Genomic DNA, 26937 nt, shown 5'->3' with positions numbered 1-26937 from the left:
CAAAATTTTAAGATCCTCCGAGTCCGATGCCGGATGTCAGATTTCAATCCGCGGCCGGGGATCACACTCAAGCATCGAGCAGTCACCAACAGGCCGACGGATTCTGCGGCTGCTGGATTTTTGGCACACACGAATGAGGTGGTGCACATCATGGTCAGCAATCTGATCAACCCTGATAAACGGTTCCTGGAGATCCTCGACCGGCTGCGCGACAAGTCGATCGACGACTACTACAACCCCTACCGGCTGTTCAAATGGCCGGAAATCCTGCCGGACGACATGTGGTGGATGAGCCCGGAGCTGACCACTACCTATGGAACTTCCGTCGCGGAGCGCCTGACCGAGCAGCAGTTGCATGCACTCTCCAAGTTCGAGAGCATCAACTTCTACAGTCTGAATGTGCACGGCATCCGGGAACTCCTCATCGAGGTCACCCGTCGCATTCATACCAAGGGATTCGAGACGCCGTCGGAGTTCTTCCACCACTTCATCGGCGAGGAGAACGAACACATGTGGTTCTTCGCCGAATTCTGTCTGCGCTACGGCAAGAAGATCTACCGGCAGCCGTCCGGGGCGGGCATGGAGATGCCAAAGCCGGAAGTGGAGACCCTGTTGGTCTTCGTCCGAATCCTGATCTTCGAGGAGCTGGTCGACCACTTCAACTCCCGGATGGCGACGGACGACCGGCTGCACGACACCGTCCGGGCCATCAACCGGATCCACCACCAGGACGAGTCCAGGCACATCGCGTTCGGCCGTGAACTGGTCACCGTGCTGTTCGCCGACGTGAGGCGCACCTCGACCGAGCAGGAGCTGGCCGGCCTCGCCGACTACCTGCGCCGGTACCTGACGTACAGCTTCGAGTCCCTGTTCAACCCGCATGTCTACAGGGACGCCGGCCTCGCCGACCCGCTGGCCGTGCGCGAGGAGCTTCTGGTGTCGCCCACTCGGGCGGAGTTCGAACGAAGCGTCTTCCGCAAGACCTCGAAGTTCCTGGAGAAGATCGGAATCATCCCATGACCGCGAACTCCGTACCGATCACGCATTCCGGCGCACTGGCCGTTCTCGACCCGGACCAGACCGATCTGCTGCGCGAACTGGACGGCGTATTCACCGATTGGGGCCGGGCAGCCGGTGCCCGGGAGATTCTTCCGCCACCGGTATATCCCGTGTCGGACCTGGAGAAGTTCGACGTGTACACGAACTTCCCGCACCTCGCTCTGGTCGCGGCTCCATTGGAGCTGACGGGTGCTCCGCCCAAGCCGGCGAACGGCCGGTTCACCCCGGCCGACCTACAGGATTCCCGGCTGGGCCTGCCGCACTCGACCTGCTTCGGCGCCTACCTGTTCTACGAAGGCGTCGAACTCGGGCAGGACACCTTGGTGACCCTGGTGAACCAGTGCTTCCGCAATGAGGAGCACTACGTCCCGCTGCGGCGGCTGGCCAGTTTCCGGATGCGGGAGATCGTGGCCCTGGGCTCCTACGAACACACCCAACAGGTGCTGGCCGGTTTCACCGAGCGGATCACCGCGTTCGGCGCGGCGCTGGGACTGGACCTGAAGCGGGTGGCCGCCTCGGACCCGTTCTTCGAAAACAGCGGCACACGGGCGCTGATGTCCAGGCTCAGCCCGGTCAAGCACGAGTTCCAGACCGGTGACCTGGCCATCGCGTCGGTCAATACGCATCGCAACTTCTTCGGCGAACGCTGCCGTATCCGGCTCGCCGACGCACCCGGCTACGCCTTCACCAGCTGTGTGGCCTTCGGTCTTGAGCGCTGGCTGGCTGTGCTGCTGGACGCGTACGGCACCGCGGAGCGGGCGCTGGCCGCGGTCCGGGGCCCCGCCACGCGACTCCCGTGACAGCACACGGCCGGGTCGGTATCGACATGGTCCCGTTCGGACGGGTCCATGACCTGGTGAGCGACAAGGCCATGCTGGCCCGGGTGCTCTCTCCCGAGGAGATCCGCCTCTTCCACAGCACCGATGAACCAGATATTCCAGGCATCGCGGGCCGGCTGGCGGCCAAGGAGGCCGTGTTCAAGCTGTTCCACGTGCCGGACCAGACCCTGCCATGGCGCGGTATCGAGATCCTCACCGCCGACGGCGGCTGGCCAGTCGTACGGCTGACCGGCCGGGCCGCCGAACTCGCGCGGCTCGCCGCCGTCGGCCACATCGCGGTGAGCATCACCCACGACGCCTCCTGCGCCATGGCAGTGGCGTTCACGGCCCCCAACCCCGACCACAGGAGTGCACATGGCAGTGACAGGCAGCATTGACGAAGTCCGCGACTGGATCCTGCGGCGGCATCCGGAACGGCAGACCATCGACGCCGAGGAAAACCTCATCCAGACCCGTCTGGTCGATTCGCTGACCTTCGTCGAGCTGGTCTACGTGGTCGAGAGCACCACCGGCGTGGAGATCGACTTCGACAACATCGACATCCAGAACTTCCAGACCCTGGCCACGATCGAGAAAGCGTTCTTCATCACGGCCTGACACGCGCGAAGAAAGGCATATCGATGGAAACAGTGTCGTACACAGCCCAGTGGACAGCCGCGGCCCGGGCATTGGAGACCGAACGCGGAGACCAGGCAATCTTCCAGGACCCATACGCCCGCGCGCTGGCAGCGCCACGCGGATTCGAGCTGCTGGAGAAGAACCGGGGCAGCGGGCTGGCCCCGTTCATCGCGATCCGCACCCGGTACCTGGACGAGAGCATCAAACAGATCCTCGCGGAGAACGCCGTCCGCCAGATCGTATTCGTCGCCGCCGGCATGGACACCCGTCTGTTCCGGTTGGACTGGCCGGACGACGCGACCGCGTACGAAGTTGACTTCCCGGCGCTGCTGGAGGAAAAGCGCCGTCGGCTGGCCGACCTGGGCGCACAGCCGCGGGTGACCCGCCATGAAGTGGCCGTGGACCTGCGCCGGGAGTGGCTGCCAGAGCTGGAACAGGCCGGCTTCGACCGCGACCGCCCCACCCTGTGGATCGCCGAAGGGCTGCTGTTCTTCCTCACCCCGGAACAGGCGACCGGTCTCCTGCGCACCCTCGGCTCGGCCTCGGCGCAAGGCAGTTGGCTGGGGGTGGATCTCGTCAGCCAGGCACTGCTGCGCAGCCCGTTCTCCCGAGCGTTCCGCCGCAACCTGGAAGAGGACGGCACGCCCTGGCTGTTCGGCACCGACGAGCCCGAGGAATATCTCGCCTCGGCCGGCTGGCGGACACGCGAGGTCAAGGAGCCCGGCGAACCGGGTGCCACACACGATGACTGGCAGTTCCAGGTGCAGCCCCGGGAGCGCAAGGGGCCCTCGCGGAGCTGGCTGGTGCGTGCCGAGTACGCCGGCGACTGAGAGCGGCGGCCTCATCAGGAGGGCCCTGACCGTCCAGCTCTCGCGCCCGCACGTGAGATGCCCGTTCTCGGCTGCTTTTGATTTCTGTCACACCCCCAAGGGCTTTCCAGTGAGAGACAGGGCAGAGGGAGAGATCAGCATGGCAACCGATATCCGGGAGTGGTGGGCGACAGCGGGCGGTTATGTCGCCGAACTGCTTTCCGTTCTCGCGGAGGCGCCGGAAAGGCCGGTGCTGCACTATCGCGGTTCCTGGATCACCGGGGGTGAGCATCTGCGCTCGGTGACCGGGATCCACCGGGTCCTGCACGAATCCGGCGTGGGGCACGGCACGGTCGTCGGCGTTCTGACGGCGTCGAACAGCCCGGACATCCTCGCTGTCCGGCACGCGGCTCATCTGCTCAGGGCCTCAGTCGGACATCTGCGGTCGGCCAATCCGGGGTCGAGTACCGAGATGCTCGCGATCGACGATCAGCTGGAGATGCTCCGGAGCACCGGGGCCGCGGCTCTGTACGCCGATCAGGACAGCGCCGACCGGGCGGCTGAGCTGGCGCGGTCGGCCGGTATCGCGCTGATCGGCCCCGATGTGCCCGATGCGCGGCAGGTCACGCCCGGCGGCGGTCCGGGACCCGCGGTCCCCGCCCCCTGGTCGCCAAAAGACCTGGCGGCCATCGCGTTCACCAGCGGCAGCACCGGACGGCCCAAGGGGATCAGGAAGTCACGACGGTCCTGGGACAGTGTGGTGTACGGCACGATCGCCCAGGGTCGGGAGGCCGAGCAGATCACGGCGCTGGTCGGCACCCCGCTCAGCCAGACGGTCGCGCAGTTGGCCGATGCCGCGCTGATCGACCGCGGCCGGCTGATACTGCTGGAGGCGTTCGCACCGGACCCTTGGATTCACTCGGTGCGCGAGCACTCGGTGACCCGGACCTTCATGGCCACCAGCCATCTCTATCAGATTCTCGACCGCCTTGAAGAGCTGGGGCTGAGCGATGCGGCAGCTGCCGGACTGAGCAGCCTGCGCCACCTCGACTACGCCGGAAGCCCGGCGGCGGCGGCCCGGCTCACCGAAGCCGTGAAGCTGTTCGGGTCCATCCTCTTCCAGCAGTACGGCACCTCCGAGAGCGCCAGGATCAGCTGCCTGGCACCAGAGGACCACACCGAACCGGACTTGCTGGCGACAGTGGGGCGTCCGTTCCCCGGTGTCGAGATCGGCATCTGCGATCTGGAGAATGGATCTCCACTCAGCGACGGCCGGACCGGAGAGATACGGGTTCGGTCCCCGCATGTCATGGACGGCTATCTCGACGAGGCGTTGACCGCGCGAGCGATCCGTGATGGCTGGTATCACACCGGTGATATCGGATACCGCGATGAGCACGGTTACCTGCACTTACTGGACCGGGTCGCCGAGATGGTCAAGATCAACGGGGTGAAGGTGTACCCCACCGTGGTCGAGCGCGCGATGATGACAATTCCGAGAATCACTCAGGCAGTCGCATACGGCTTCCTGGGAAAGGACGGCCTGGAACATCTGCACGCGGCAATCACCGTACGCCGGGGCGTCTCGGTGAGCATGGGCGAGGTGCGCGGGCACCTGGCCAATATTCTCTCGGCAGCGCACGTCCCCGAACAGATAAACATCCTCGACAAAATTCCCCTGAACTCCGCCGGAAAACCTGATAAGCCACGCCTCCGCCTGGAGTACGTGTCGCACACCTGAAGCAAACCAAATCCCATCATGGAGTCGGAGACCATGCCAACGCATCTGGAACACTTCACAGATAAATCGACACCGGTAAAGGTTCCTGCCCGCGAGTTCCTCCAGATCGGCAGGCGCGCCGGGTACTTCCCGAGCGCTGTGGCACGTATCCCCGAAGGGGAAACCGAGGTGAACGTGTGGTGCAGCAATGATTACCTCGGCATGGGACAGCATCCGCTCGTGCTGGCCGCGGTACACGATGCGGTGTCCAAGTTCGGTGCGGGGTCGGGGGGGTCGCGCAACATCGGCGGCACCAACCGCCTGCACGTCGAGTTGGAGCGGGAGCTCGCCGACTGGCACCGCAAGGACGCGGCACTGCTGTTCACCTCCGGTTATGCCGCCAATGACGGTGCGCTGACGGTGCTCGCCGGCACTCCGGCCGACACCGTCGTGTTCTCGGACGCCCTGAACCACGCCTCGATCATCGACGGGCTGCGGCACAGCGGCGCGACCAAGCGGATATTCCGACACAACGATGTCGATCATCTGGCGCGGTTACTCGACGAGACCGACCCGGATCTGCCGAAGTTGATCGTGCTGGAGTCGGTCTACTCGATGTCGGGCGACGTCGCCCCGCTTGCCGAGATCGCCGACCTGGCGGAGCGTTTCGGTGCGACCACGTTCCTCGACGAGGTGCATGCGATCGGGATGTACGGTCCGCAGGGCGCGGGGATCGCGGCGCGCGAGGGCGTCGCCGACCGGTTCGACGTCATCATGGGCACGCTCGCCAAGGGACTCGGGACGGTGGGCGGCTACATCGCGGGTCCGAGTGATCTCATCGATTACGTCAGAGCCGTCTCCCGTGCGTTCGTCTTCACCACCTCGCTGCCGCCGGCCAACGCGGCGGGCGCACTCGCCGCGGTGCGGCATCTGCGGGGAGCGGAGGTGGAACGGCGGCGGCTCGCCGAGAACGCCCGGCTGCTGCACAGTCTCCTCAACGAGGCCGACATCCCCTTCAAGTCCTCGGATTCGCACATCGTCTCGGCGGTCGTCGGCGACGACGCACTGTGCAAGCGGGCATCGGCGCGACTGCTCAGCCGGCACCGCATCTATGTGCAGGCCATCAACGCTCCCAGCGTGCGCGAGGGTGAGGAGTTGCTGCGGATCGCGCCGTCGGCGACCCACACCGCGACTGATGTGAAGAAGTTCGCGGAGGCGCTCGCCGGGATCTGGCTCGACCTGGGCATCCCGACCGCCTCCGAGCGAAAGAGATCGTCTTCGGCCGTCAAGGAGGCGGTATGACCCGGCCGCTGGCCGCCGTGCTCGCGGACACGGCGGCACGGCGGCCGGACGAGCCCGCGGTGATCTGGGGATCCGCCTCCCTCACCTACCGGCTGCTGTGGGAGCTGGCACGCGCCTGCGCGGCCGAGTTACGGCGGCACGGGATCCGGCCGGGTGACCGGGTCGCGATGCTGCTGCCCAACGCTCCCCTGTTCCCCATCGTCTACTACGGCGCGCTCGCCCTGGGAGCCACCGTGGTCCCGATGGACACACAACTGCGTTCAGATGAAATCGAGTTCATCCTGGCCGACAGTGGCGCACGTGCGCTGGTCTGCGCGGAGACGACGGTGGGCGAAGGGGCGAAGACGGCTGGAGACGGCGTCACACTGTTCACCATCGGGGTCGAGCACCCTGACGCCGTACGACTTGACTCGCGTGAGCCGGCGCCTCCCGCCCCGGGTTACTTCCCTTCCTCCCCCGACGACATCGCCGCGGTCCTCTACACCTCGGGCACCACCGGCCGCCCCAAAGGGGCCATGCTCACGCACCGCAACATCGTCACCAACATCGAGGTGACGGCCGTATCCCCCTTCGACGTCCACCCCGATGACGTACTGCTCTGCGGTCTTCCGCTGTCTCACGCCTTCGGCCAGACATGCCTGATGAGCGTGGCGTTCCACATCGGCGCGGCCGTCGTCCTGATGCCCAGGTTCACCGCGGTCACCGCACTCGAACTGATGGACCTGTACGGCTGCACCGTCTTCATGGGTGTGCCGACGATGTATCACGCCCTGCTGGAGGCAGTGGCGAACGGCGCGCCCGCGCCGCGGCTGCGACGGACGTACAGCGGCGGTTCGGCACTGGCGGTACCTGTACTGAACCGGGTCCAGGAGATGTTCGGCTGCCCGGTGTACGAGGGGTACGGGCTGACCGAGACCTCCCCGTGTGTCGCCTACAACCAACCGGGGTCGGTCACTCGGCCGGGCACGGTCGGGACGCCGATCACCGGCGTCGAGGTCGGCATCGCTCGTGCCGACCTTGAGGACCGCATCGAGTTGCTGCCCGCGGGGGACACGGGCGAAGTCGTCGTCCGCGGCCACAACGTGATGACCGGATATCTCGGCCTCCCCGAAGAGACGGCCGCTGTTCTGGTCGACGGCTGGTTCCGCTCCGGTGACCTGGGCGTGCTGGAGACCGACGGCTGTCTGCGGCTGGTCGACCGGAAGAAGGACATCATCATCCGCGGCGGCTACAACGTCTATCCCCGTGAGATCGAGGAGGTGCTGATGCGACATCCCGCCGTCGAGCAGACCGCGGTGATCGGAATCCCGGACGACCTCCTGGGCGAAGAGATCTACGCGGTCGTCATAGCCCGGCCGGAGTTCACGAAAACCCCCGGGCTGGCGGCCGACATAGTCGCCTGGAGTCGAGACCGCCTGGCCGGTTACAAACATCCCCGCCATGTCGAGTTCGCGGAGACCCTGCCCACCGGCCCCAGTGGAAAGGTACTCAAACGCCTTCTGGCCTCGCGCTTCCATGAAGCGGACGGCCAGACAAGTGATCACGGCAGAGGGAAGCGCCTCTGATCGGAAGAGTCGCCGGGCCGGAGGAGCTCAGCGTGCCGCAGCCGCAGGCGGGTGAGCACTCCGGGCTCCGCCGTGGCCGGCCCGTGCCCCTGCCGACCGAGTCGGTGCCCACGAACAGACCGCGCGCCACAGGGGCTGGGAGAACCGGCCCCGCTGGCGGCATCGGGGCCGGGCCCGGATGAGGGGCCGGGCCCATGGCCGGGATTCCGGTCCAGGTGCCCGGCCCCCACGAGCTGTTACCCGGAGGCGGCGGCCGAGTCCCCTTTCCATTCCCGCCAGGCCACATACTCTGTGCGCACGTACGCACGTGCTCCACCGGGAGTGTTCCACTCCGGCGAGCTGGGCCCGAGCGGGCTCTCCACATGGATCCCGTCCATCTCCAGATCGATCCGCAGAAGCGCGGCCGCCGTCTCATCAGCCATCGCGCTCGCCTCCGCGACCTTCCCTGACGGCACCCTGTCCGAGTACACGGCGAGCTCCCACTTCCGCGCTGTCCGGTCGGCGAACGCGGCCTGACGCAGAAGGAACAACCGCAGGCCGCCCTGATCGACCGGGGTGCCATCGCCCGCTCTCGCCGCCTGCGCACGCACCGCGATCCCCTGCCGCCACATCTCCAAGACGGCCTCCTCCGCCGCCAGCGACGGCGCGTCGCCGTAGGCCTCCATATAGTTCGGCGCGACTGCCGTCGGCGTCTCGTACGCCCACCAGCGAGCCTCGCACCGCACACAGGTGAAGGACACGACTTCCCGGTTTCCGCCAGACGTCCCAACCAGGTGCGGCTGCGCCTCTTCGCTCGCGCACTCGGGGCAACGGATCGGTGACGGGCTCTTCAGCATGCGATCTCCTTACCTGCCAGGCGTCCTTTCCGCCTGGCACTCCTCCGGCCAATGGCTGTCGCCCCGCGGCGGGAGCCCCTGAATCCGGCCGTGCCTCCCTGGGACAACGGGTCGGCCCTCCTCCACGAGGTACGGGACAACTCGTGGGGGACCGTCACAGCGGGCGTCCCGCAGAACGAGCGTTCCTGGTGAGAGCGGTTCCACGCCGTCCGAACCGCTGAGTGCGCCTGGCCCACGGTATCCGCCGATGCGGCTACCGGTCTGTCGTTTCCCACGCACTCGTCAACGGCGGGACAGCCCTCACCGCCCACCTCAACCCCGTCCGCGCGCCCCTCAGCCCCGCCGTCCAGCCCCTCCCCGGAAGACGTCGCCAGACCGCGCGGTCCCCAACCGGCCCCCAAGTAGGCGACCATCAACCGATCAGACAGGAAAGGGTGCGAAGGCCGCTGTCACCCGCAGCGGCAAGGGCGATCACGACGGTGAAGGCGGCGGCCTCATACTCCTGCGGGGAAGGACACCGGCCCGTCCGCCGACGGAACCTGCAGGGTCGCCTCCGCCGTCAGAGGCACGGTCAGGTCGCCGTCCCGCCGCCGCTGGCCCCGCAGATCGATGCGCGCCGGCTTCAGTTCCCCGAATACCCGCGCGAGCGTGGCTTCGTTCGTGTCGTCGGTGCTGACGATGAGATGCATGCCGATCCGTGGCCCTTCCATCGCAACCTGTCTCAGCGCCGTGAACACTTCCGGTGCCAGCAGCAGCACCTTCTGGAAGTCCTCCACAACGACGACGAGGCGTCGCAGAATATGCGGGATGCCGTACTCTTTCGCGTGGTGTGCGAGCGCCCCGAAGTCTGAGTCGTCGATGCTCCTCCCCAGCATGTTCCAGCGCTTCGTGACTTCCTGTCGGAGCTTCTCGCAGAACGAGAGGATGTACGCCGATTGGTCGCTCAGGCTGAGGAATGAGACATCGCGCGCGACGTCCTCGAAGCCGATGAGCCCACTGCGTCCGTCGTAGTCAGCACGGACCAGTTCGAGACCTGTCGGGTTCTGCCGCGTCAGCTGGTCCAGCACGCGACGCAGGACGCTCCTGCGGATTGCGGCCGGAAGCCCGCAGAGCAGGAGATGGGGGCCCTGGCCGCCGCGGTGTTCGCTCTCCAGGTCCAGTCCCACCGGATCCAGGCTGGGATCAAGCCCGAGGGAGACCCGCATGGGCTGGCCGCCCCCGGGCCGCTGGAGCGCAAAGGAGTCGAAGGCACGCTGCAGCCTGGCCGCAGACGGCCGGCGCGCGGGCTCCCTCCGCGTGCATGCCTCCAGAATCGCCCTCCAGTCGGGAGAGAGCAGGCCAGCGGGCAGCGCCAACGTGGCTTCGGATTGATACTCCCCCTGTCCCTCGCCCGTTGCCGCGTCCATGAGGATGACACCGAGCGCGTACACGTCGGACTCGCGAGTCGGTTCGCCGCCGGGCATGTCCAGCTCCGGGGCACGGTACCGGGGGTCTGGCGCGTACGCGTCCCAGTGCGGACCGATCCTGCCGTCCACGGAAGCGGTCATCCACCCGGTGGCGGCGGGGCCCGCGGGTCCACGCGCTCCCGCCGCGGCGGTGGGGGTCGGGGGACGGGCGTCCCGTGGACCATCCTCGGTGGGCGGACCACGGAATCGCTCCCGGGAAGGAGGCGCGGATCCTCGCGTCCCTGTAGGTCAGGGGGTGATCGCCACCAGGGGAACGGGCGGTCCGAGGCGGTAGGGCGGGGAGAGGCGGGTGAACTCCTCGATCCGGCCGCGCATCTCCGTGGGCAGGTGGGAGCCGTGGTAGCGGGGGCTGGCGAGTGCTTGGTGATGCTCACCCACACCACTAGGTAGCGGCCTGTGGTAACGCTGTCGCCAACGGCGTTCTCGGGGTCTCCCAGAGGGCGACCTTGCCGGTGGTGCCCCCGTAGGCGGTTTTGTCTGCGGTGATGATCAGCCCTGTCCGGGAGAGCGTGGTGACCAGTCGGCCACCGCCGCGCTCGCCGGCGGAGCCCCCTTCGGTGCCACAATTGCCTTCGCACACTCGGCGATCGGCTGATCCGTCCGAAGGCAAGCAGAGACTTTGGCAAGCTGAGCCGCGAGGAGCAGGCACACGTGGGTGCCCTCTACAAGGGTGCCCACGAGGCAGATCCGGCCCGATCCGCCTCCGAGAGCAACCCTCACCCGAACATCCTCGGCACTACCGACCGTCACCGCAAGCGGCCCTTCACGGGCGAGATTGCTCGCATCGGACCGACGAATGCAGCTCTCTATGCTCGCATTTGAGCGCACCCGCGGAACTCGCGGCACACAAGCAAACCAGGCCACAGCCCGCGCACGAGCCCGCGCAGCTCCCGTTCGGGGACCCGCCCGCCCTTAGGGGAGGGAAGTCTCTGCGGTGACCGTGCCTTGCCCTCGGGCCGTGGTGCATCACCGTACCCACGACCATCAGCAGACGACTGATGCGTCCTGCGAGGAAGGCACTTCATGGCACCGCGCAAGTCCAGGTCGATGACGAGCGCAACCCGCCACCCCACCCCGTACGGCGTCATCAATCTGCCGCATGTCCCCGACCGACGAGCGATGCAGAACCTTGAGGGCCAACTGGCGAAGGTCATCGGCGTGGAAGCCGCCACGACCTTCGCCGCGCTTCCCGGCCGGCCGGAACGCGTTCGGGTCCAGCTGGACACCGGCCTGTACAGCTATGAGCGCATCCACATCGACGAGCGGCTCATGATGATCGAGGTGCCCAGCGGCTTCACGGCGGCGGTACTTCCGGACTGGGGCAACGGCCGCACCGCCCACGACCGAGTGATGGCGGTGGGCACGGTGCCGCCGTGGCCCTTGCCTCAGGCCACGGAGTCAGCCGAAGCAGTGCTGCGCATGGCAGGCTTCGACTCTGGCGAGGGGAAGCCCCTCACTGCTCTGGAGCACGCGGTCGAAGCAGTCGAGGCATCGGCGAAGGAGGTCATCACTGGCCGCGTCAAGTCGCGCCGCGAACTCGCTGCCGTCGGCGTACTGCGCGACATCGACGTCCAGGCCACACGCATTTGCCTTCTGGACGGCGACGGGCACACTGCGGGCATCCGGCACGATGCGCTACGGCAACTGGGGAGCCGGCAACCCGAGGAAGAACCCCTGTGGCTGACGCCCATCCCGTACGGGCGATCTTCCGGACGGCCGCCGCCAACTACAGAGCACCTTTGCTCGAATCCGCCGACTTCAGCGTCCTCCTCGCCACAGGAGACGGCAACGCCGACCTCACCGCAGCCGTCCTGTCCGAGCCGACGACCCGGCTGTGGGTCGGCGGCTACTCCTGGTCGGACTTCGCCTGGGGCCCGGGGAATGGGGAGACGGCGACGAGAGCGAGCTGGAGACCCTGGCTGAGATCGTCGCCGCCGTACAGCGCGGCGACGGAGCCCTGTTCTTCCGCTCGCACGACGGCGAGCTGAAGCTGACCGGCGCGCGCCGGGAACCACTCCTTCAACCTCCCCTTCGACGAGGGGAAGGCCCTGCGGCGCACCCTGCGCCCGTGGGCGCCGAGTCCCGGGTGGGCCCGGCCACGCGCGGGACAAGACGCGACGGTCTTCTGCGGCTGCACCCTCCTGGTCTCGACGAGTCTGCGGTGCGGCTTTGTCCGGGAGGGCCAGCACGTGGCCGATGCCGCACCGCGGGCGGCTCAGGCACCGCCATCTGCTTTCCCCACCCGCTCCGCGGGGCAATCCGGATGGACCTCGACCGTCCGAACGTTCGATGCCCGGCACGGCGTGACTCCTGAGGGCCGGGCCCGGGATCACGCCGTGGACGCCTCGCTGTGTGCCCGGTCGCCGGCGATCCGGTCGGGCTGGGCCTCGACCAGGCTGCCCGCGCCGATCGCGAAGTACATGCCGTGCCACCACTGCTCCATGATCAGCGCCGCCATCGGCTCACTGAAAGGGCGCTGGAAGTCGCTCCGGTGACCGGCCCGCATGAGCTGCGCGAAGTGTGAGCAGTAGGCGCGGTCCATGTGTTCGAGGAAGGCCACGGGCGAGATCTTTCCCTCCCGCAGCAGCCACGGGACGACGAACTCGTACTCGACGACGCCCATGGGCAGGGTGCCGTGGGCGACGGCGTCGCAGATCACGGTGTGCAGCCCGACGGTTCCGGTGTGCCGGACGCCCTCGACCTCGACGTCGAACGGCAGGTCGCGCCTCGGGACGGCGACCCGCGGCCCGCCGGCCGGGGTGGTCGGGGTCAGGTCCTCGGCGTAGCAGTGCGCGAGCTGGCCCGAGGCGTACAGGTCCCGCTGCTGGGCCGCGTGGGACAGGTCCGCCGCGAGGGCGTAATAGCGCCATGCGTCGTGGCGGTGGTTGCCGAGCAGCCACGGGCCGACGGCCAGGACCGCCGTGCACGCCGCGTAACGTTCGGGGCGGATGCCGCCCGTCTCGGTCCAGTGGGTGTTGAACATCCACACGGTCCGCTCGTACGCGTCCAGCAGGTCCGCCATGACGACCGAACCCCGGGTCAGGGCGAGTACGGACTGGCCGCACTCCTGGAAGCGGAGATCGGGGCCGATGTCGGCCCAGTCGGCGACCAGGCCGGTGAGCATCATGTCGTCGCGGCCGGCGTCGTTGGGCAGGAACGACAGGTGGTAGGTGAAGTAGCCGCTGTCGGCGGCCTTCATGTCGCGCCAGGTGTCCCGGTCGCGGTATACCCAGGAGGCCAGGCCGCTGGTGACCGCCTGATGGGCGTCGGCCTCGTCGCGCCGCTTGGCGTCGAAGAACGCGAGGTCGGCCTCCACGTGCGCCCGCCGCGCCACCAGGTCGGCGGGAAGGCCCGGCATGTCCCACAGCGAGAGGATCTCGTGCGTCAGACTGTTGCCGCTCGCCTCGTACGCGGTGTCGATGTTGTATTCGAGGTAGAAGCCGTAGATCAGGATGACCACGTAGTCCTGGCGCCAGTCGTCGTAGGTGTCGGGCATCAGGCCGCCGCCCCAGGCGCCCGCGGCGAAGTTCGGATACGCGGCCACGCCCTGGAGCCCGAACTCGTTCATCACCGCGGCCCAGTCCGGTGAACTGCACGTCGACAGGTTCGACTTGGTGGACCGGCCCGCGTTCTCCCCCAGCCGGGCCCGGGCCAGCAGCGCCCCCACCGGGTCCGCGCCGACGGTCAGCGGGGCCATCCCGACCCGGCCCGACGCGGTGAACCCGAAGCCCCGGCCCCGGATTTCACGGATCTCTTCGAGCAGGGCCAGCCCGTTCCCGACCATCTCGGCGCACTCCATCATCCAGGGCGTGAACTGCTGCCCCCAGGCGGTCGGGTCGCTCCTCATCGCCTCCAGCGTCGCCTCCGGGTCGTAGACCCAGCCGCCCGGGCGGCGCGATCCCGGACTTTCGGCCAGCCGGCGGCGCACCGCGGCGACATGCGCCGCCAGCGGGGAACCGTCCGCGCGCCTGCGGGTCCACAGCACGTCCAGCGGTGGCGGCGCGGCGGCCCCGGCCGCCGCGGCCGGCCTGAACACCCGGGCAGCCGATGTGCCCAGCCCCGTCGGCCCGGCGTTGAAGCCAGGCGCTCGCCGGTCCTCGGCCCGGTCCCTGTCCCGGGCGTGGACGCGTTCCGCCAGTGGCTCCAGGACGCCCGGGCATGCCGCTCGATCCGGCGACCGGATCTCCGGCGCCTCCGGGAGAAGGGCCGGGAGGAATGAACCGGGACCGCGCCCGTGAAGATCGGCCGGCCCAGCAGGATGCGGCAGCTCACATGGGTGTTTCATATGACGGACCTTGCCGGAGAGAGCCTCGTCCCCAGGCCCTCAGGCTCGCAGAATCACCAGATCCGGCGAACTTCGTCGGCAACGGCTGAAATCGGGCTCAAGAACCCGTGCCGGGGTCCTGCGGGGCGGGCGCCACGGGCCGGTCCCGGTGCGGCAACACGTGACCGGCCCGGTGGGGACCTGTGACAGCGAGCCGGCTCGGCGAGGTAGGCCCGCATGCTCTCTGAAGACGGCCAAACTGAACATCCCGCGAGAACGCCTCAGCTCGATACACGACCCCACAAGACCCACGATCTACAGACTCAGCAGCGTCCGAAGCGCCCTCTAGGACCAGCGGGAGCCTCCGGTTCCCCGCTGCTGCCCCCGCCGCCAGGGCACCCTCACGATCAAACAGGCCGTGAACCAGATGTTCGGCCTCAACCGCATGTGAGACTCCGCTCCACCGGCATGTGCGTCTGCCCCGCCCGCGCGGGGGTCGCTCGACCATCACCACCGCGTACGGGCCGAACGTCAAATCCGCCCTGCCCGCGCGGGGGTTGCTCCGAGAGCCGCCCGGTCAAACAAACCCCATCGCGTACCGGGTCTACACCCACCGTGCCGAAGTCGAACTCGTATGGCTTCACGGCTGGCCCTGAGCGGACGGCGAGCCTAGACCTCCAACTCCGGGCCAGCCCGGGGATGCCCATCCCGACGACGAGATCATCGACCGGACCGTCAAAACGTCGCAGAGGTCCCGCCAGAACAGTCCGGCGGGACCTCTCGAAATATTCATCCACGGGCCGCCCGTGAACGAACATTCCAATCACTCAGACAGCTGACACTCGCCGGATCTATTCATATACGAGTGCTGCCCAAAAGATTGCAGAAATCATCGCCCAATCCCGGTGGCGGCGTTCAGAAGCCCGGCGGGCGGCGGAATCCGCCGATCACCTCGGCAAGGCACCGCACGAACTGGACCGCGGTGCGGTCGTGCAGGTGGGGCGCGATCACCTGGATACCGACCGGAAGCCCGTCCCGGGTCGTCCCGACAGGTGCCACCGCCGCGGGCAGATGGTTGACCGCGGACAGTGCCATCCACGTGAGCATGTCGCGATACGGCCGGTCGGCGCCGTCGACCCGCAGTGTCCGGACCGACCAGGTGGGATCGGGCCGCTGGTCGTGGGGGAAGGCGGCCGTGGGGGTCACCGGGCAGAGGAGCACGTCGACATCGCGGAAGAACTCGGACCAGCGGCGCCGGGAGTGCTGCCGGCGTTCGTCGAGCGCGTGCCACTCACGGAAGCTGACCGTCAGGTCCGACGCGAACCCGCCTGCGGCCCCTTCGGCGGCGGCGGAGTCCACGAGCCCGGCGTACGACTCGTCCGACTCGACCAGCCCGCTCTGCGCCATCAGCAACGGCTCGTAGAGGGCCATCGTTTCTTCGAGCCCGACCGGTCCCCTGCCCTCGATCACGACGGCGCCCTCGGCCCGCACCGCTTCCAGCGTCGCCCGCATGATCGCGGCCAGCTCGCTGTCGACGGGGCAGAACGGGTCTTCGAGCCATGCCGCGACCCGAAAGCCCCGCAGAGTGGTCGACCTGGCGGCGGGCAGCTCCAGCCGCCAGGCCGGGGCGCGGTCGTGGTCCGCTCCTGCGAGGATGTCGAGACCCAGGTCGAGGTCGTCGGCGTGCCTGCCGAGCGGACCGAGCACGGCCATGTCGAAATCCGCCAGCGTCCCAGGGGCATGTCCCGAGACGCTTCCGTACCTCGGCACGATCCCGAACGACGTGCGCAGCCCGTAGACGCCGCAGAAGTGAGCAGGCACCCGTATCGAGCCCGCCGAGTCGCCGCCGAGCTCCAGACCGGTCAGCCCGGCGGCGAGCGCCGCGGCGGATCCGCCGGACGAACCGCCGGGTCCGCGGGTCGGGTCCCACGGATTGTTCGTGGTTCCGTAGACCTTGTTGTAGGTCTGCCAGTCCCGGGCGTCCGGCGGCATGTTGGACTTGCCGAACACGATCGCTCCCTCGTTCTTGAGGCGCGCGACCGACTCGGCGTCGCTCGTCGAGACATGCTTCCCCCAGCGGGCCGAACCCCCGGTGGTCCGCATTCCCGCAACTTCGAGACTGTCCTTGATCGTCACAGGGACGCCGTGCAGGCGGCCGAGCGGTCCGCCGCGCGAGACCGTGCGGTCGGCCTCCAGCGCTGCGGCCCTCGCACCCTCCTCGTCCCGGGCGACAATGGCGTTCACCTTCGGATCGAGTTGCTCCACCCGGGCGAGGTAGTGGTCGAGCAACTCGACGCTCGATACCTCCTTTGCCGCGACGGCGGCAGCGAGCTGGCCTGCGGAGCGAAATGCCAGATCGGTCATGCGAACCTCCAGAAAAGCTCGACCCGCGGCGATCACATCTCTGTGGACGACGCAAAATCCCAGTTCAGGGCGGGTCTAGCTCGACTTTAGCGTGCGTGGGGGACCATGTCGGGGTGTGGCTTTTCTCACCCTCCTCGCCGTGGAAGCTCGGCCCCCTCTCCCTGTCCGGGGCCTCCTGCCGGGCTTGGAGGGCGTCGCGCGGAGGTGTTCCTCGCGGTGGCCGACACGGACGGCGACGAAGCGGTGGACAGGGAGGAGTCCTTCGCCTTCCAGCACGGGCACTTCCCCGCGCTGACGCGGCAGGCGGCAGGCGAGGCGTTCCGCCGCCTCGACCGGGACGGGGACGGCACCCTGTCCCGGGAGGAATTCATCGGCGGCATGGTCGAGTTCTGGACCAGCCCGGCAACCAGCTCGTCGGTCCGGCGGGCCATTACCGCCACCAGGCCACCGAAGCCGAACGCCCAAATCCGTCCTGACACGCGGACCGGGGCGATGGGGCTGGTCAGGCCCAGCGGGTGAGGTCGTAGACCGCCTCACAGACGCGGTCCCTCGGTTCCGGGCACCTTATGAACGGCGAGGGATTCGGGGTCCTCAGGACGGAGGAGGGCCATAAGTTTGGCGGAGGCCCACCAGCCCACGGTGCGCGGCCGTCCGGTTTCGCTGTCCCGTACGGCGAGGTCGATACCGATCACCCGGTTCTGGTGGGACGGGTAGACGCACAGGGTGTCGGAGGTGCGCAGGTCGAAGCCCACTATGCGGTACAGGCCGGGCACTGCGGATGCGGGGGCTTCGTGCCACAGCGCGTCGCCGCGCAGGTCGCCGATGACGTAGTCCACTCCATCCTCCACCGTGGCCTCCGGCTCATCCGGGAAGCTCTCCTGCTCCAGGACAGCGGCGGCGTCTACCACCGCCACGCCGTCGTCTCCGTACGCGAGCGGGATCCTGGTTTTGGAGATGAGACAGGTGATACGGCGCAGGGCTCCGACGTACCACCACCAGCCGCGATCCTCCGCGGCGCTCGCGGGTAACGGAAGGCCGACCAGGAGGGAGTCGGCGGGCTCGGCTGGGTGGCCGGGGCTGTGGAGCCGAACCCTGAAGGCAGTGTCGCCGAGAGGGTGGGCACCGTGGATGTACCAGGCCATCCCAGACAGCGGGACCCCGATGAACGTGCGGCGCGACGGGCGCGAGCCGCTCGGGGTCGGTGCGGCGATCAGCGCGCTGATCGCCGAGCGGGCCTGGGAGCTCCCGGCCGCCGGCGGCGCGCTGCGCGAGCGGTGGGCGGCCATCGCCCCCGACCTCGCCGGGCACATCGCTGCAGTCGGGTACGAGACGGACACCGGCGAGCTCACACTGCGCCCGGAGCGACGGCATGTCCATCGCCAAGGGCTATCTGATCGTGGAGGGCCCCGGCACCGAGCATCAGATGTCCAGCAGCGCCGGATGCACCGTGCTCGCCGTCCGCACCCGGCCCGCCGGGGCCCGCACCCCGAGGAAGCCGACCCGCCGGGATCGCCCGCCGTTTCGGGCCGGGTCGGCGCGGCCCCGCTCCACGCCCGTATGACCCCGCCCCGCACACGATGAACGGCGGGACGCCCAACAAGAGGATGTCGACCGTGACTGACGGCGAGCATCAGTTCGCCGCCCTCCTCAACGACCTTCCCGGTCACAGCGACGCCGAAGGCGCTTTTCCGCGCAAATGCGGTGGAAGGAGGGTCCCGGGCGGCGGTGGACCTGCCACGGCCCGGGTCCGCGACACTGCTGTCAGTGCGGGTAGGCCGCGCAGGCGTGTTTCACGTCACGCGCGAGCCGCGGCCGTTGGTGTCCGACCATCCCTCGTCCTCGTCGATGCCGCACCGCGGGCGGCTCAGGCACCGCCATCTGCTTTCCCCACCCGCTCCGCGGGGCAATCCGGATGGACCTCGACCGTCCGAACGTTCGATGCCCGGCACGGCGTGACTCCTGAGGGCCGGGCCCGGGATCACGCCGTGGACGCCTCGCTGTGTGCCCGGTCGCCGGCGATCCGGTCGGGCTGGGCCTCGACCAGGCTGCCCGCGCCGATCGCGAAGTACATGCCGTGCCACCACTGCTCCATGATCAGCGCCGCCATCAGCTCGCTGAAAGGGCGTTCGAAGTCGCTCCGGTGACCGGCCCGCATGAGCTGACGGCGCGCGCCAGAGGAGAATGACTCAGGAGGCGGACGGCTCGATCTCCCCCGCGAAGACGATGACCTGGTCGATGAGGCTCCGCCGCAGATGGACGACGTCCGTTCCCGCCAGGCGGGGGCCTCCATCCGGCGTCGTGAAGACCCACTGGTACCGGGCCCACTCGTCCGGCATGTCCACCGCCGAACAGCGCACCATCGTGCCGGTGCCCGCGGGGTGGCGCCGGATGTCAAGCACGAACCGCTCGACCGCCTCGATCCCCTCACTGCGGCCCAACGGTCCCCAGAAGACCACGTCCGAGGTCAGGGCCTGAGAGAGCAGCGCAGTCACATAGCCGTCGTCCGAGGCATTGAACGCGGAGATGAACGTGTCGATCGCGGACCGCGCGGTCTCTTCCTGCATCCACCAGTAATACCACTCGCCTCGCGGACCGCGCTCGTCTCGTGAGCCGCCTCCATCCCACGGTGAACCATCCCGGTCACAGCACTAGCCGGAACAGCGCACCCCGAGAAGCACCACGGCCCACCGGAACAGCGCACCGACACCACGCGCGTCAGGCAGAACGCGCAGACCAGCGAGGTCTTCTGACAACGCCACCAGGGCTCGTCGCCGATCTCGCGCGCGAAGACCACGGGTCCGGCCGTGCCGTTCTGGAACAGGCGTGCCTTGTCCACCGCTTCCCACCCCCTTTGATCGGACTGGTGCAGGGGATCATGTTTTCGGGGTGCGGGGGAGACCGCCCGCCTACCGGACTGGCACCGAAATCCGGCGCTCCGCTGCACGCCCGGTCCCCGGCTCGGCGTCGGGGGTCGGGTCGGGTCGGGTCGGGTCGGGTCGGGTCGGGTCGGGGAGATGGTTACCCGTCGTCGCTGTGGTCGTTGTGGTGGAGGCGGTTGTCGAGGTCGGTGGCCCAGTCCAGTGCCCATGCGCGCAGGTCCGCCACGTGCCCGGGGTCCAGGCCGTAGTCGGCGAAGTCCTGGTCGTCCCACCACTCGGCTCCCTGGAGCCGGTCGCGCAGGTCGTGGAGGCTGAACTCGAAGCGGGCGTGGCGGCGGCCGAGGTTCTCCAGCTCCGCGGTGGAGCGGTGCCGCATCGCGGCGTGGACGTCGATGAGATCGCGGACCGCGCCGCGGTCGGCGAGGTCGCGGGCCTTGGTGCCGATCACGTCGTCCAGAGCGAGGACGGGACCGTACTCAGTGATCGTCGGCGGGGCCCAGAAGGCTTCCTTGAGGACATCGACCTCGCACTCCTCGCCGGTGGCGCGGTCGGTGGCGATGAGCCGGCCCGCCAGCGGGCCGGACTCGATGTGCCGGGACGCCCCAGCCGCGCTCGGCGAGACCGTCGCCGACCGTGCGGATGATCTCGTCGAGAGGGGCCGGGTTCTCGGTGGCGACGTCGAGGTCCTGCGAGAGCCGGTCGACCAGGCCGTGGGCCTGTACGGCGTACCCGCCGGTGATCACGAGCGGGAGGGCGTTTCCGATAGCAAGGACGTCGCCCACGCCGCGCTCCAGGCCGTGGAGACCGCGCTGCCGGAGTACCGCGCTAGCGCCCTGGGCCAGTCGGCTCGCAAAGGGCCAGGGGCAGGGCGGGTATCAGTGGTGGGTCGGGGCGAGGGCGTCGAGCTCGGTGGCGGCTTCGGTCTGGAGGGGGTGGTGGTGGGTGGTGAGGGTGTGGAGGGCGGCGGCAAGGGTGGTGCGGGCCTCGTCGGGGCGGCCGAGGCGCAGCAGGACGCGGCCGAGTTCGAGCTGGACGGGTCCGCTGCGGGCGGGTGAGTCTGCTTGTTCGAAGGCGGTGAGGGCTTGGCGCAGGGGGGGTTCGGCTTCCTGCCAGCAGGCGAGGGCGGCGTAGGTGTTGCCGAGGTGCCGCAGGGCTATGGCCCGGTAGATGGCGAGCAGGTGGGGTGAGAGCCCGGGGTGGTCCTGCTGGCAGATAGTGAGGCTGTTCAGGTGGTGTTCGAGGGCTTCGTCGGCGCGGCCGTGCTGGCGCAGGGTCTCGCCGAGGCCATTGAGGCTGGTGAGTTCAGCGAGTCTGCCCGGGGTGGTGGGGTTGTCGTGGTGGCAGGCGGCCGAGGCACGCAGGCGAGCGATGGCCTCGTCGGTGCGGCCGAGGCGGCGCAGCGCTCCGGCGCCGTAGGCGAGGGCCCAGCCGGTCTGGAGCGGGTCGCCGCAGGCGCGTGCGGCGGTGAGGGCGGCGTCGGCGGCTTCGAGGGCGGCCGGGGGGTTGTGGGCGCAGATGCTGTGGGCCCAGGCGAGGTAGTTGAGGTGGGTCGCTTCTTCATGCGGGCTGGCGAGGGTGCGGGCGGCGTCGGAGGAGTGCCGGAAGACGTCGGTCCACTGGGGCCAGTGCTGGGCGAGGTCGGAGAACCAGTGCATGGCCTCGGCCGTGTCCAGAACCTGCCGGTGATGGCCGGCGGTGTGGGTGTGGTCGAGGGCGGCGAGCCACTGGTCCCGTTCGGCTTCCAGCCATGCGCGGGCCTGGTCGCGGTCGGCCGGGGCGGTGACGGGGTCGGGGTCACCGGCCGGAGCACTGTGGCGTTCGGCGTCGAAGTGGAGGGCTGCGGTGGTGGCGCGGGCGAGCATCCAGCGGGCGGTCCGGTCCAGGGCCTCCTCACGGGTCGCCGGGTCGTCGTCGGCGGCGAGCCGTTCGGCGGCGAAGAGCCTGAGGAGGTCGTGGAAGCGGTAGCGCTCGGCGGTGGGGTCGGGGTGGAGGAGTCCGCGGTCGCAGAGTTCCTCCAGCCGGAGCCGGGTGTCGCGGAGCGGGATGCCGGCGAGGAGGGCGGCGGTCTCAGGGCTGACGTCGGGGCCCGCCGCGAGGGCGCAGCGTCGCCAGAGGAGGCGGGAGGCGGGGTCGAGCTGTTGGTAGGAGAGGGCGAACGCGGCCCGGACTTGGCGGTCGCCGGTCTGGAGGAGGTCAAGCCGGCGTTCCTCCTGGTTGAGGAGGGCGGCGAGTTTTCCGAGGGTTTCGCGGGGCCGGGCGGCGAGGCGCTGTCCGGCGATGCGCAGGGCGAGCGGCAGGTGCCCGCAGCGGTCGGCGAGGTCGCGGGCGGCCTGTGTCTCGCGGGCGACCCGGTCGGGGCCGACGATGCGTGTGAGGAGTTCGACCGCTTCCTCGCGGCGCAGGAGGGGGAGGTCGAGGCGGTGGACGGCGTCGAGGCCGGTGAGGCTGTTGCGGCTGGTGACGATGGCGAGGGAGGGGCCGGTGGCGGGGAGGAGGGGGCGTATCTGGGGTTCGTCGGCGGCGTTGTCGAGGACGAGGAGCAGACGGCGGGCAGCGGTGAGGGAGCGGAAAAGCGCGGCCCGGTCCTCCAGACTCCGGGGCAGGGCCTGGCCGGTGACACCGAGGGCTGTCAGCAGCCGGGCGAGCGCGTCCAGGGGGTCAATCGGTTCCGGGTCCATGGCGCGCAGGTCGAGGTGTAACTGTCCGTCGGGGAAGCGGGGGGTGAGGTGGTGGGCGGCGTGGACGGCGAACGCGGTCTTCCCCAGGCCCGGCGCGCCCGCGACGACGGCTACCGGCGGGCAGGCAGGTTCCGCGGTGTCGGCCAGGGCGGCGAGAGTGGCGAGGGCGTGACCGCGGGCGGTGAAGTCGTGGGTGTCCCTGGGGAGGTCCAGGGCTCCGGCCGGTGCCCGGCCGGTGCCCGACCGCCCCGAGGCGGCGGCCGCCTCCAGCTCCCGGGTCTCGTCGGGGTCCAGCTTCAGGGCGCGGGCCAGCGCTTTCACGGTCCTGTACTGCGGCCCCCTGGTGCGGCCGCGTTCCATGTCCGCGAGCGCCCGTACGCTCACCCCCGCCGCGTGGGCGAGTTGCTCCTGGCTGAGTCCGGCACCAGCGCGCAGGACACGCAGACGCTGCCCGAAACCACCGTCCGTGGTCGTGGTCATGGTTCCCCCTCACATGCACGCCCCCCGGGCGGGGCCTTGATCATCCGGCACAAGTATGGACGCCCTTGCTTCTGCCGGTGTTCCGCCGGTGTTCCGCCTGGTGACGGCAACCGCCCCGGTGCTGGAATGGGCGGCAGATCTCAGCGGACGAAAGCGGTACTCGGGGCCACGCCCCGCTGTGCTACCCCATCGACCAGGGACACCTTCTCCATGACCGAACAGCATGCCCTTCGCCGGCGCTCCCTGCTGACCGCAGGCCTGGCCGCCACCCTCCTGACGCCGGTGCTGACAGCCGCCCCCGCCCGCGCGCAGCCGCCGGTGTACGGGTTCAGGGCCCACCGATGGGACGTCACCGACATCGTCGGTCTAACGCACCCCGGCCTTGCTGCCAATGCGTTCCGTCACTTTCTCGACGACATCCACCGCTCAATAGGTACGCCAACACCGGTTGCCAATGTGCGGCACACCGAGCCTATTGGGAATAATCTGATCGAGATCCAGGTGATCGATCGGAATCAGAGCCATCAACACCGGCTGACCCTCTACCTCTGGGCAGACAACCTCTATCTCATCGGGATCAGAGCCCAACCTGATCGCAACCGTCCGTCTCGCTTCTACGCCTTCCGCGACATGGTCGCGAACGGAGATGCGCGTCGCGCCCGGGACATTCTCCGGCATGTATTCAACGACCCGAATGTCGAATTCCAGTCTCTCGCCTTCGGCAGCAGGTACAGCGGTTCAGGCCAGCTCGACCCGGGCGAGAGGCGGCAGAACCTGGGACTCACCATTCAAAGTATGGCCGCCGCCATTGCTGTCTTGACGGGTCTGAGCAGTACCAACGATGTGCCGGCGGTTCGCGATGCCTTTATTCGCATCATTGCCGCGACCTCCGAGTCCTTCCGGTTCGGCTGGATGGCAAGGCGCATTGAAACCATCATGCGATACGGGTCCATCCTCGAAGACAACGGCATGTACTCAAGTACCCTCGGCGAGTACGGAGTGGAACTGCAACGGGATTGGGCCGCGCTATCTCTCTGGGCCGCGAACTCGACCAGGGGAGCAGACCCCTCCTGGTTCTACGTGGATGCCACACGCGGCTACCGGAACGTCCCGCATGCCCTTAGTGGCAGCGGCGACCGCAACTTGGACCGCCTCATGTTGAACGGCTACTCCTGGCACGGCTGACAGCCGGGTGACGGGCAGCCAAGGACCTCCAGCCCCCAGCCGACGATTCCGGCTCCGGTCAACGGTTCCCCCGTCCCCGCCGCGCACGCCGCCGGACTGACCGGGCCGCGAACCCTTCCCACAGCTGCCCGGCCCGGCGGACGCCGCCGGGCCGGGGGACCTGACAGGGCCCCGGGCCGCACCACCCCATCCCCGGCCAGACCGTGCCCCGCTCCGCCCGCTGTGGCGGGATCAGCGGGTAAACACCCGCACCGCCGCACCGGCCGGCCCCGGACAACAGCCCCCACCCCAAACGGAAATGAGGAAGAACATGAACATGAGAACAGCTGTGACCGGACTCACCGCAGCCGCGTGCGCGAGCGTCCTGCTGATTCCGGCCCCCGCCGCCGCAGCCCAGCCCCCCCGGGCCACGACCGGCCCCCACTGCGTCGCCACCCTGGCCACCGGGACAACCGCCTGCTACACCACCTTCCGCGAGAGCATCGCTGCCGCCACCGGCGGCCGCATCACCAACGCCCCCATCACCCCTGCGGAAGCCGCCACGGACAAGAAATTCCAGGCCCGGCTCAACACAGCCGCCCCACGCAGCACCACGGCCGGCACCCTCGCCGTCGGCGTCGGCGCCGTCCTCTTCGAGGACGCCTCGTACCAGGGCTACTCCCTCACACTCTCGCTCCATCACGGCGGCGACAACGGCGACTACTGCAAGAACGACGCGGACTGGGACGGAAGCGGCAACCTCAGCAGCCACGGCTTCGACAACACCATCAGCTCCGTGTGGAGTTACAACAACTGCCAGGTCAAGCTGTGGGCGGAGCCCAATTACGGTGGCATCAGCAACCTCTACGACCGCACGACCTGGGTCGGCAGCGCAATGAATGACACGGCCAGTTCCTTCGCGGTGAAAGCGGTCGGCGAAGCCCTTTGAAACCGGAGTCGCCTTCCTCGCCGTTCTCTTCCTGCCCGAGCGGCTCCAGCACGCCGGCACGGTCCGGCGGGCGGCATTCGCGGCACAGGTCCTCGCGGAAATGGCCGTCCTTGCGGTGATCATGCTGCCGGGCTGAGCCCCACCACCGGGGCGGTGCCTCAGTCACAGCCTTTGTGACTGAGCGCGATAGGCGGCCCCTGAGCGCTCTGGCTGGCCCGGCCGTTCCCGCCGATGCCAGCTGTGCCGCTGGCCGCCGCGGGTGTGCAGGCGCGCCGCGGCAGGAGCGGTCCGAGCCCGGCGCGGGACCACCGATCACCCGATAGACATAGACGATCTTGATGCTGACGTCCGTCGAGGCGGTCTGGTTGTCACCAACGAGTCATTCGACTGGTCACAAGCACTCGTACGGCAGCCTTCCTGTCGCCAGTGCCGAAGACCGGGAGTCACTGGGCGCGGAGAGTCCGGCGGGTCCGGGGGCGGGCCCGGACGGTGTGTTTCGGATGTCATGATCATGAATGCATGGCGCGCGGGCCGGTCGGGCATGGCGCGCCCGCCTTTGGGAGGGAATGTCTTGGCCATCACGATCCTCTTCACGGGCAAGGACCCGGCGCAGGCTGTTGCTGGGGACGTCGAACTGGCGCTGACGCTGGACCAGGCCGACTCCTGGTTCGCCGACGGAGCCAATGAGCCGGTGTCGGCCGACGAGGTGCTGGAGGCCGGCGGCAGGCCGCTGGCCGCGGTGGCGGCGGACCATGGCGTGGAAGCCCGGGACCTTGCGGCACAGATCGCGCGGGGACTGCCCGCGGCCATCGACAGGCTCACGCCCGCGGGCCGCCGTGAGGATGCCTCCGAGCGCCTCCAGTACGGGGCATACGGCAGCGGCGGGCCGGCCGGGAGCCCGGCTCCGGACTCTTCCACAGGCTGGTATCTCCTGGGCAACGGCTACCGCGCCTACAGCCCGACGCTCTCCCGTTTCCACAGTCCGGACGCCGCGTCGCCCTTCGGCGCGGGCGGGCTCAACGCGTACGCCTACTGCAGCGGGGACCCCGTCAACTACGTTGATCCCGCAGGCCACTGACGGTCACACCAAAGGCGCGTCTCCCGCCCGAGCAGGCCAACCAGGCCGGCCGGGCGGGAAACCGTCCGCGCACCGCAGAACCATCTGGAACAAGGCCCCCACAACCACGTCCTGCTCACCACCGGCGCCACAGCAGACAGCCCCCAGCAGGACTCAGGTGACATACGCCAGTCTCGGTGACGACCATCGGACCTTGGCTCACAGCACCGGCTCCCAGGTCGCGAAGCCGTAGCCCAACAACGGTGCCCAAGGGCCAACTGCCGCACTCAGTCACACGTCTGCTGCCGAGAGGCCGCATGCCGGTCTGCGCCGACTTCTTCAGTTTCCGTCCCGTGGTCTTCTTCGCGGTGGCCGTCCCGGCCGGCGTCTTCTTCGCCGCGGTCTTGTGGGCCGGTGCCCTCTCCGCCTGCCGCGTGGGCAGGTCGTGGACGGTCGCCTCGCTCTCCTTGTGCCCGCCACGCCGTGCGGTCGAGGCGCACCGCCAGGCCGCCCGACCGTCCCGGGTGGATCCGGGGATCGCGGCAGCGGTGGAGCGGCAGACTGCCGCGATGCGGGAGCTGTCACGGCGGGCGTTACCCGAGCCCGACGCCGTTCCCGGACCATGCTCCGGCTCCGATCGGGCAGGCGCGCGTCCGCGCCGCCGCAGCATCATGACGACTGCCACCGGGCGCAGGCAGCGGGGGCCGTTACGACGTGCACGGGTGAACTGCTCGTTCCGGGTTGGCGGAACGCCGGATGGGGCTCGTGCGCGGCGCTAGGGAGTGTCTTCAAAGTAGCGTCGTCCTCCCGTAGGGAGGGTCTGGCGGGGTCTGGTGCTCCCCCTGGGCCTTCGGCCCGGGAGGTGCCCCCAGATCGCAAGGCGGAGGA

General features: G+C 69.0%; 23 protein-coding genes and 1 pseudogene. 14 read left to right on the top strand and 10 right to left on the bottom strand.

What is annotated here, in order from left to right:
* Positions 1 to 150: 150 nt before the first annotated feature.
* The 8 genes from IE247_RS18105 to IE247_RS18070 all read left to right on the top strand — a co-directional run bounded on the left by IE247_RS18105 (position 151) and on the right by IE247_RS18070 (position 7912).
* Positions 151 to 1020, top strand: coding sequence for a diiron oxygenase (locus IE247_RS18105; RefSeq protein WP_190124336.1), 870 nt, complete (start codon positions 151 to 153; stop codon positions 1018 to 1020).
* A complete protein-coding gene (locus IE247_RS18100; protein WP_190124196.1) occupies positions 1017 to 1859 on the top strand; it encodes a class-II aminoacyl-tRNA synthetase family protein in 843 nt (280 codons plus the stop codon). Before IE247_RS18105 ends, IE247_RS18100 begins: the two co-directional genes overlap by 4 nt.
* Complete coding sequence (locus IE247_RS18095) at positions 1856 to 2275, top strand: holo-ACP synthase (protein ID WP_229869195.1); 420 nt, start codon at positions 1856 to 1858, stop codon at positions 2273 to 2275. Before IE247_RS18100 ends, IE247_RS18095 begins: the two co-directional genes overlap by 4 nt.
* Complete coding sequence (locus IE247_RS18090; protein ID WP_373305578.1) at positions 2259 to 2495, top strand: acyl carrier protein; 237 nt, start codon at positions 2259 to 2261, stop codon at positions 2493 to 2495. The genes IE247_RS18095 and IE247_RS18090 overlap by 17 nt, the downstream gene beginning before the upstream one ends.
* Positions 2496 to 2518: 23 nt before the next feature.
* A complete protein-coding gene (locus IE247_RS18085; protein ID WP_190124194.1) occupies positions 2519 to 3346 on the top strand; it encodes a class I SAM-dependent methyltransferase in 828 nt (275 codons plus the stop codon).
* A 139-nt stretch (positions 3347 to 3485) separates the two neighbouring features.
* On the top strand, positions 3486 to 5066 hold the full coding sequence (locus IE247_RS18080) for a class I adenylate-forming enzyme family protein (RefSeq protein ID WP_190124193.1): 1581 nt from the start codon (positions 3486 to 3488) through the stop codon (positions 5064 to 5066).
* 33 nt (positions 5067 to 5099) lie between these two features.
* Complete coding sequence (gene hemA, locus IE247_RS18075) at positions 5100 to 6347, top strand: 5-aminolevulinate synthase (protein WP_190124334.1); 1248 nt, start codon at positions 5100 to 5102, stop codon at positions 6345 to 6347.
* Complete coding sequence (locus IE247_RS18070; protein ID WP_190124192.1) at positions 6344 to 7912, top strand: long-chain-fatty-acid--CoA ligase; 1569 nt, start codon at positions 6344 to 6346, stop codon at positions 7910 to 7912. Before hemA ends, IE247_RS18070 begins: the two co-directional genes overlap by 4 nt.
* A 236-nt stretch (positions 7913 to 8148) precedes the next feature.
* Here the strand turns inward: IE247_RS18070 and IE247_RS18065 are convergent, their stop codons facing one another.
* The 3 genes from IE247_RS18065 to IE247_RS18055 all read right to left on the bottom strand — a co-directional run bounded on the left by IE247_RS18065 (position 8149) and on the right by IE247_RS18055 (position 10592).
* Entirely contained in the window at positions 8149 to 8748 is a 600-nt protein-coding gene (locus IE247_RS18065; RefSeq protein WP_190124191.1) for a hypothetical protein, read from the bottom strand.
* Positions 8749 to 9242: 494 nt separating this feature from the next.
* The gene (locus tag IE247_RS18060) at positions 9243 to 10283 is read right to left on the bottom strand and encodes a hypothetical protein (RefSeq protein WP_190124190.1); all 1041 of its coding nucleotides are present in this window, start codon (positions 10281 to 10283) and stop codon (positions 9243 to 9245) included.
* Between the two features lie 159 nt (positions 10284 to 10442).
* The gene (locus tag IE247_RS18055; protein WP_190124189.1) at positions 10443 to 10592 is read right to left on the bottom strand and encodes a hypothetical protein; all 150 of its coding nucleotides are present in this window, start codon (positions 10590 to 10592) and stop codon (positions 10443 to 10445) included.
* Positions 10593 to 11237: 645 nt separating this feature from the next.
* On the opposite strand from IE247_RS18055, the gene IE247_RS18050 reads away from it, so the two are divergent.
* The gene (locus tag IE247_RS18050) at positions 11238 to 12137 is read left to right on the top strand and encodes a hypothetical protein (RefSeq protein ID WP_190124188.1); all 900 of its coding nucleotides are present in this window, start codon (positions 11238 to 11240) and stop codon (positions 12135 to 12137) included.
* 406 nt (positions 12138 to 12543) lie between these two features.
* Here IE247_RS18050 and IE247_RS18045 read toward each other — a convergent pair whose 3' ends face one another.
* Together IE247_RS18045 and IE247_RS18040 are read right to left on the bottom strand one after the other, a co-directional pair.
* The gene (locus IE247_RS18045) at positions 12544 to 14250 is read right to left on the bottom strand and encodes a hypothetical protein (protein ID WP_229869194.1); all 1707 of its coding nucleotides are present in this window, start codon (positions 14248 to 14250) and stop codon (positions 12544 to 12546) included.
* 1143 nt (positions 14251 to 15393) lie between these two features.
* On the bottom strand, positions 15394 to 16842 hold the full coding sequence (locus IE247_RS18040; protein ID WP_190124187.1) for an amidase: 1449 nt from the start codon (positions 16840 to 16842) through the stop codon (positions 15394 to 15396).
* 216 nt (positions 16843 to 17058) lie between these two features.
* Here IE247_RS18040 and IE247_RS18035 point away from each other — a divergent pair, with 216 nt between their 5' ends.
* Positions 17059 to 17361, top strand: coding sequence for an EF-hand domain-containing protein (locus IE247_RS18035; protein ID WP_229869193.1), 303 nt, complete (start codon positions 17059 to 17061; stop codon positions 17359 to 17361).
* A gap of 14 nt (positions 17362 to 17375) precedes the next feature.
* Here the strand turns inward: IE247_RS18035 and IE247_RS18030 are convergent, their stop codons facing one another.
* On the bottom strand, positions 17376 to 18128 hold the full coding sequence (locus tag IE247_RS18030; RefSeq protein ID WP_190124185.1) for a hypothetical protein: 753 nt from the start codon (positions 18126 to 18128) through the stop codon (positions 17376 to 17378).
* An 83-nt stretch (positions 18129 to 18211) separates the two neighbouring features.
* On the opposite strand from IE247_RS18030, the gene IE247_RS18025 reads away from it, so the two are divergent.
* The gene (locus IE247_RS18025; protein WP_229869192.1) at positions 18212 to 18403 is read left to right on the top strand and encodes a hypothetical protein; all 192 of its coding nucleotides are present in this window, start codon (positions 18212 to 18214) and stop codon (positions 18401 to 18403) included.
* Between the two features lie 417 nt (positions 18404 to 18820).
* Here the strand turns inward: IE247_RS18025 and IE247_RS18020 are convergent, their stop codons facing one another.
* From IE247_RS18020 to IE247_RS18005, 4 genes and pseudogenes are all read right to left on the bottom strand, one after another.
* Positions 18821 to 18997: a hypothetical protein gene (locus IE247_RS18020; protein ID WP_190124184.1), complete on the bottom strand. Its 177-nt coding sequence runs from the start codon at positions 18995 to 18997 to the stop codon at positions 18821 to 18823.
* Positions 18998 to 19028: 31 nt separating this feature from the next.
* Positions 19029 to 19406 (bottom strand): nuclear transport factor 2 family protein, encoded by a 378-nt coding sequence (locus IE247_RS18015; protein ID WP_190124183.1) that lies wholly within the window; start codon positions 19404 to 19406, stop codon positions 19029 to 19031.
* Positions 19407 to 19860: 454 nt separating this feature from the next.
* A pseudogene (locus tag IE247_RS18010) lies at positions 19861 to 20515 on the bottom strand (nucleotidyl transferase AbiEii/AbiGii toxin family protein).
* 81 nt (positions 20516 to 20596) lie between these two features.
* Positions 20597 to 22879, bottom strand: coding sequence for an ATP-binding protein (locus tag IE247_RS18005; RefSeq protein ID WP_190124182.1), 2283 nt, complete (start codon positions 22877 to 22879; stop codon positions 20597 to 20599).
* A 210-nt stretch (positions 22880 to 23089) separates the two neighbouring features.
* On the opposite strand from IE247_RS18005, the gene IE247_RS18000 reads away from it, so the two are divergent.
* From IE247_RS18000 to IE247_RS17990, 3 genes are all read left to right on the top strand, one after another.
* Positions 23090 to 24064, top strand: coding sequence for a ribosome-inactivating family protein (locus IE247_RS18000; protein WP_190124181.1), 975 nt, complete (start codon positions 23090 to 23092; stop codon positions 24062 to 24064).
* Between the two features lie 316 nt (positions 24065 to 24380).
* Positions 24381 to 24992, top strand: a complete 612-nt coding sequence (locus tag IE247_RS17995; RefSeq protein WP_229869191.1) for a hypothetical protein — start codon at positions 24381 to 24383, stop codon at positions 24990 to 24992.
* Between the two features lie 571 nt (positions 24993 to 25563).
* Positions 25564 to 26070 (top strand): RHS repeat-associated core domain-containing protein, encoded by a 507-nt coding sequence (locus tag IE247_RS17990; RefSeq protein WP_373305577.1) that lies wholly within the window; start codon positions 25564 to 25566, stop codon positions 26068 to 26070.
* Positions 26071 to 26937: the final 867 nt, after the last annotated feature.

The organism is Streptomyces inusitatus (assembly GCF_014651115.1).
In the GTDB taxonomy this organism is placed as follows: Bacteria; Actinomycetota; Actinomycetes; order Streptomycetales; family Streptomycetaceae; genus Streptomyces; species Streptomyces amakusaensis.
This window is presented reverse-complemented; position numbering and strand designations above follow the sequence as displayed.

Coding starts and splice junctions, on each gene's coding strand:
- hemA (WP_190124334.1), top strand. CDS start 5,100: ATGCCAACGCATCTGGAACACTTCACAGATAAATCGACACCGGTAAAG.
- IE247_RS18050 (WP_190124188.1), top strand. CDS start 11,238: ATGGCACCGCGCAAGTCCAGGTCGATGACGAGCGCAACCCGCCACCCC.
- IE247_RS18065 (WP_190124191.1), bottom strand. CDS start 8,748: ATGCTGAAGAGCCCGTCACCGATCCGTTGCCCCGAGTGCGCGAGCGAA.
- IE247_RS18020 (WP_190124184.1), bottom strand. CDS start 18,997: ATGCGGGCCGGTCACCGGAGCGACTTCGAACGCCCTTTCAGCGAGCTG.
- IE247_RS18040 (WP_190124187.1), bottom strand. CDS start 16,842: ATGACCGATCTGGCATTTCGCTCCGCAGGCCAGCTCGCTGCCGCCGTC.
- IE247_RS18000 (WP_190124181.1), top strand. CDS start 23,090: ATGACCGAACAGCATGCCCTTCGCCGGCGCTCCCTGCTGACCGCAGGC.
- IE247_RS18015 (WP_190124183.1), bottom strand. CDS start 19,406: ATGCAGGAAGAGACCGCGCGGTCCGCGATCGACACGTTCATCTCCGCG.
- IE247_RS18100 (WP_190124196.1), top strand. CDS start 1,017: ATGACCGCGAACTCCGTACCGATCACGCATTCCGGCGCACTGGCCGTT.
- IE247_RS18005 (WP_190124182.1), bottom strand. CDS start 22,879: ATGACCACGACCACGGACGGTGGTTTCGGGCAGCGTCTGCGTGTCCTG.
- IE247_RS18085 (WP_190124194.1), top strand. CDS start 2,519: ATGGAAACAGTGTCGTACACAGCCCAGTGGACAGCCGCGGCCCGGGCA.
- IE247_RS18105 (WP_190124336.1), top strand. CDS start 151: ATGGTCAGCAATCTGATCAACCCTGATAAACGGTTCCTGGAGATCCTC.
- IE247_RS18080 (WP_190124193.1), top strand. CDS start 3,486: ATGGCAACCGATATCCGGGAGTGGTGGGCGACAGCGGGCGGTTATGTC.
- IE247_RS18025 (WP_229869192.1), top strand. CDS start 18,212: ATGTCCATCGCCAAGGGCTATCTGATCGTGGAGGGCCCCGGCACCGAG.
- IE247_RS17995 (WP_229869191.1), top strand. CDS start 24,381: ATGAGAACAGCTGTGACCGGACTCACCGCAGCCGCGTGCGCGAGCGTC.
- IE247_RS18070 (WP_190124192.1), top strand. CDS start 6,344: ATGACCCGGCCGCTGGCCGCCGTGCTCGCGGACACGGCGGCACGGCGG.
- IE247_RS18030 (WP_190124185.1), bottom strand. CDS start 18,128: ATGGCCGCCCACCGCTCGCGCAGCGCGCCGCCGGCGGCCGGGAGCTCC.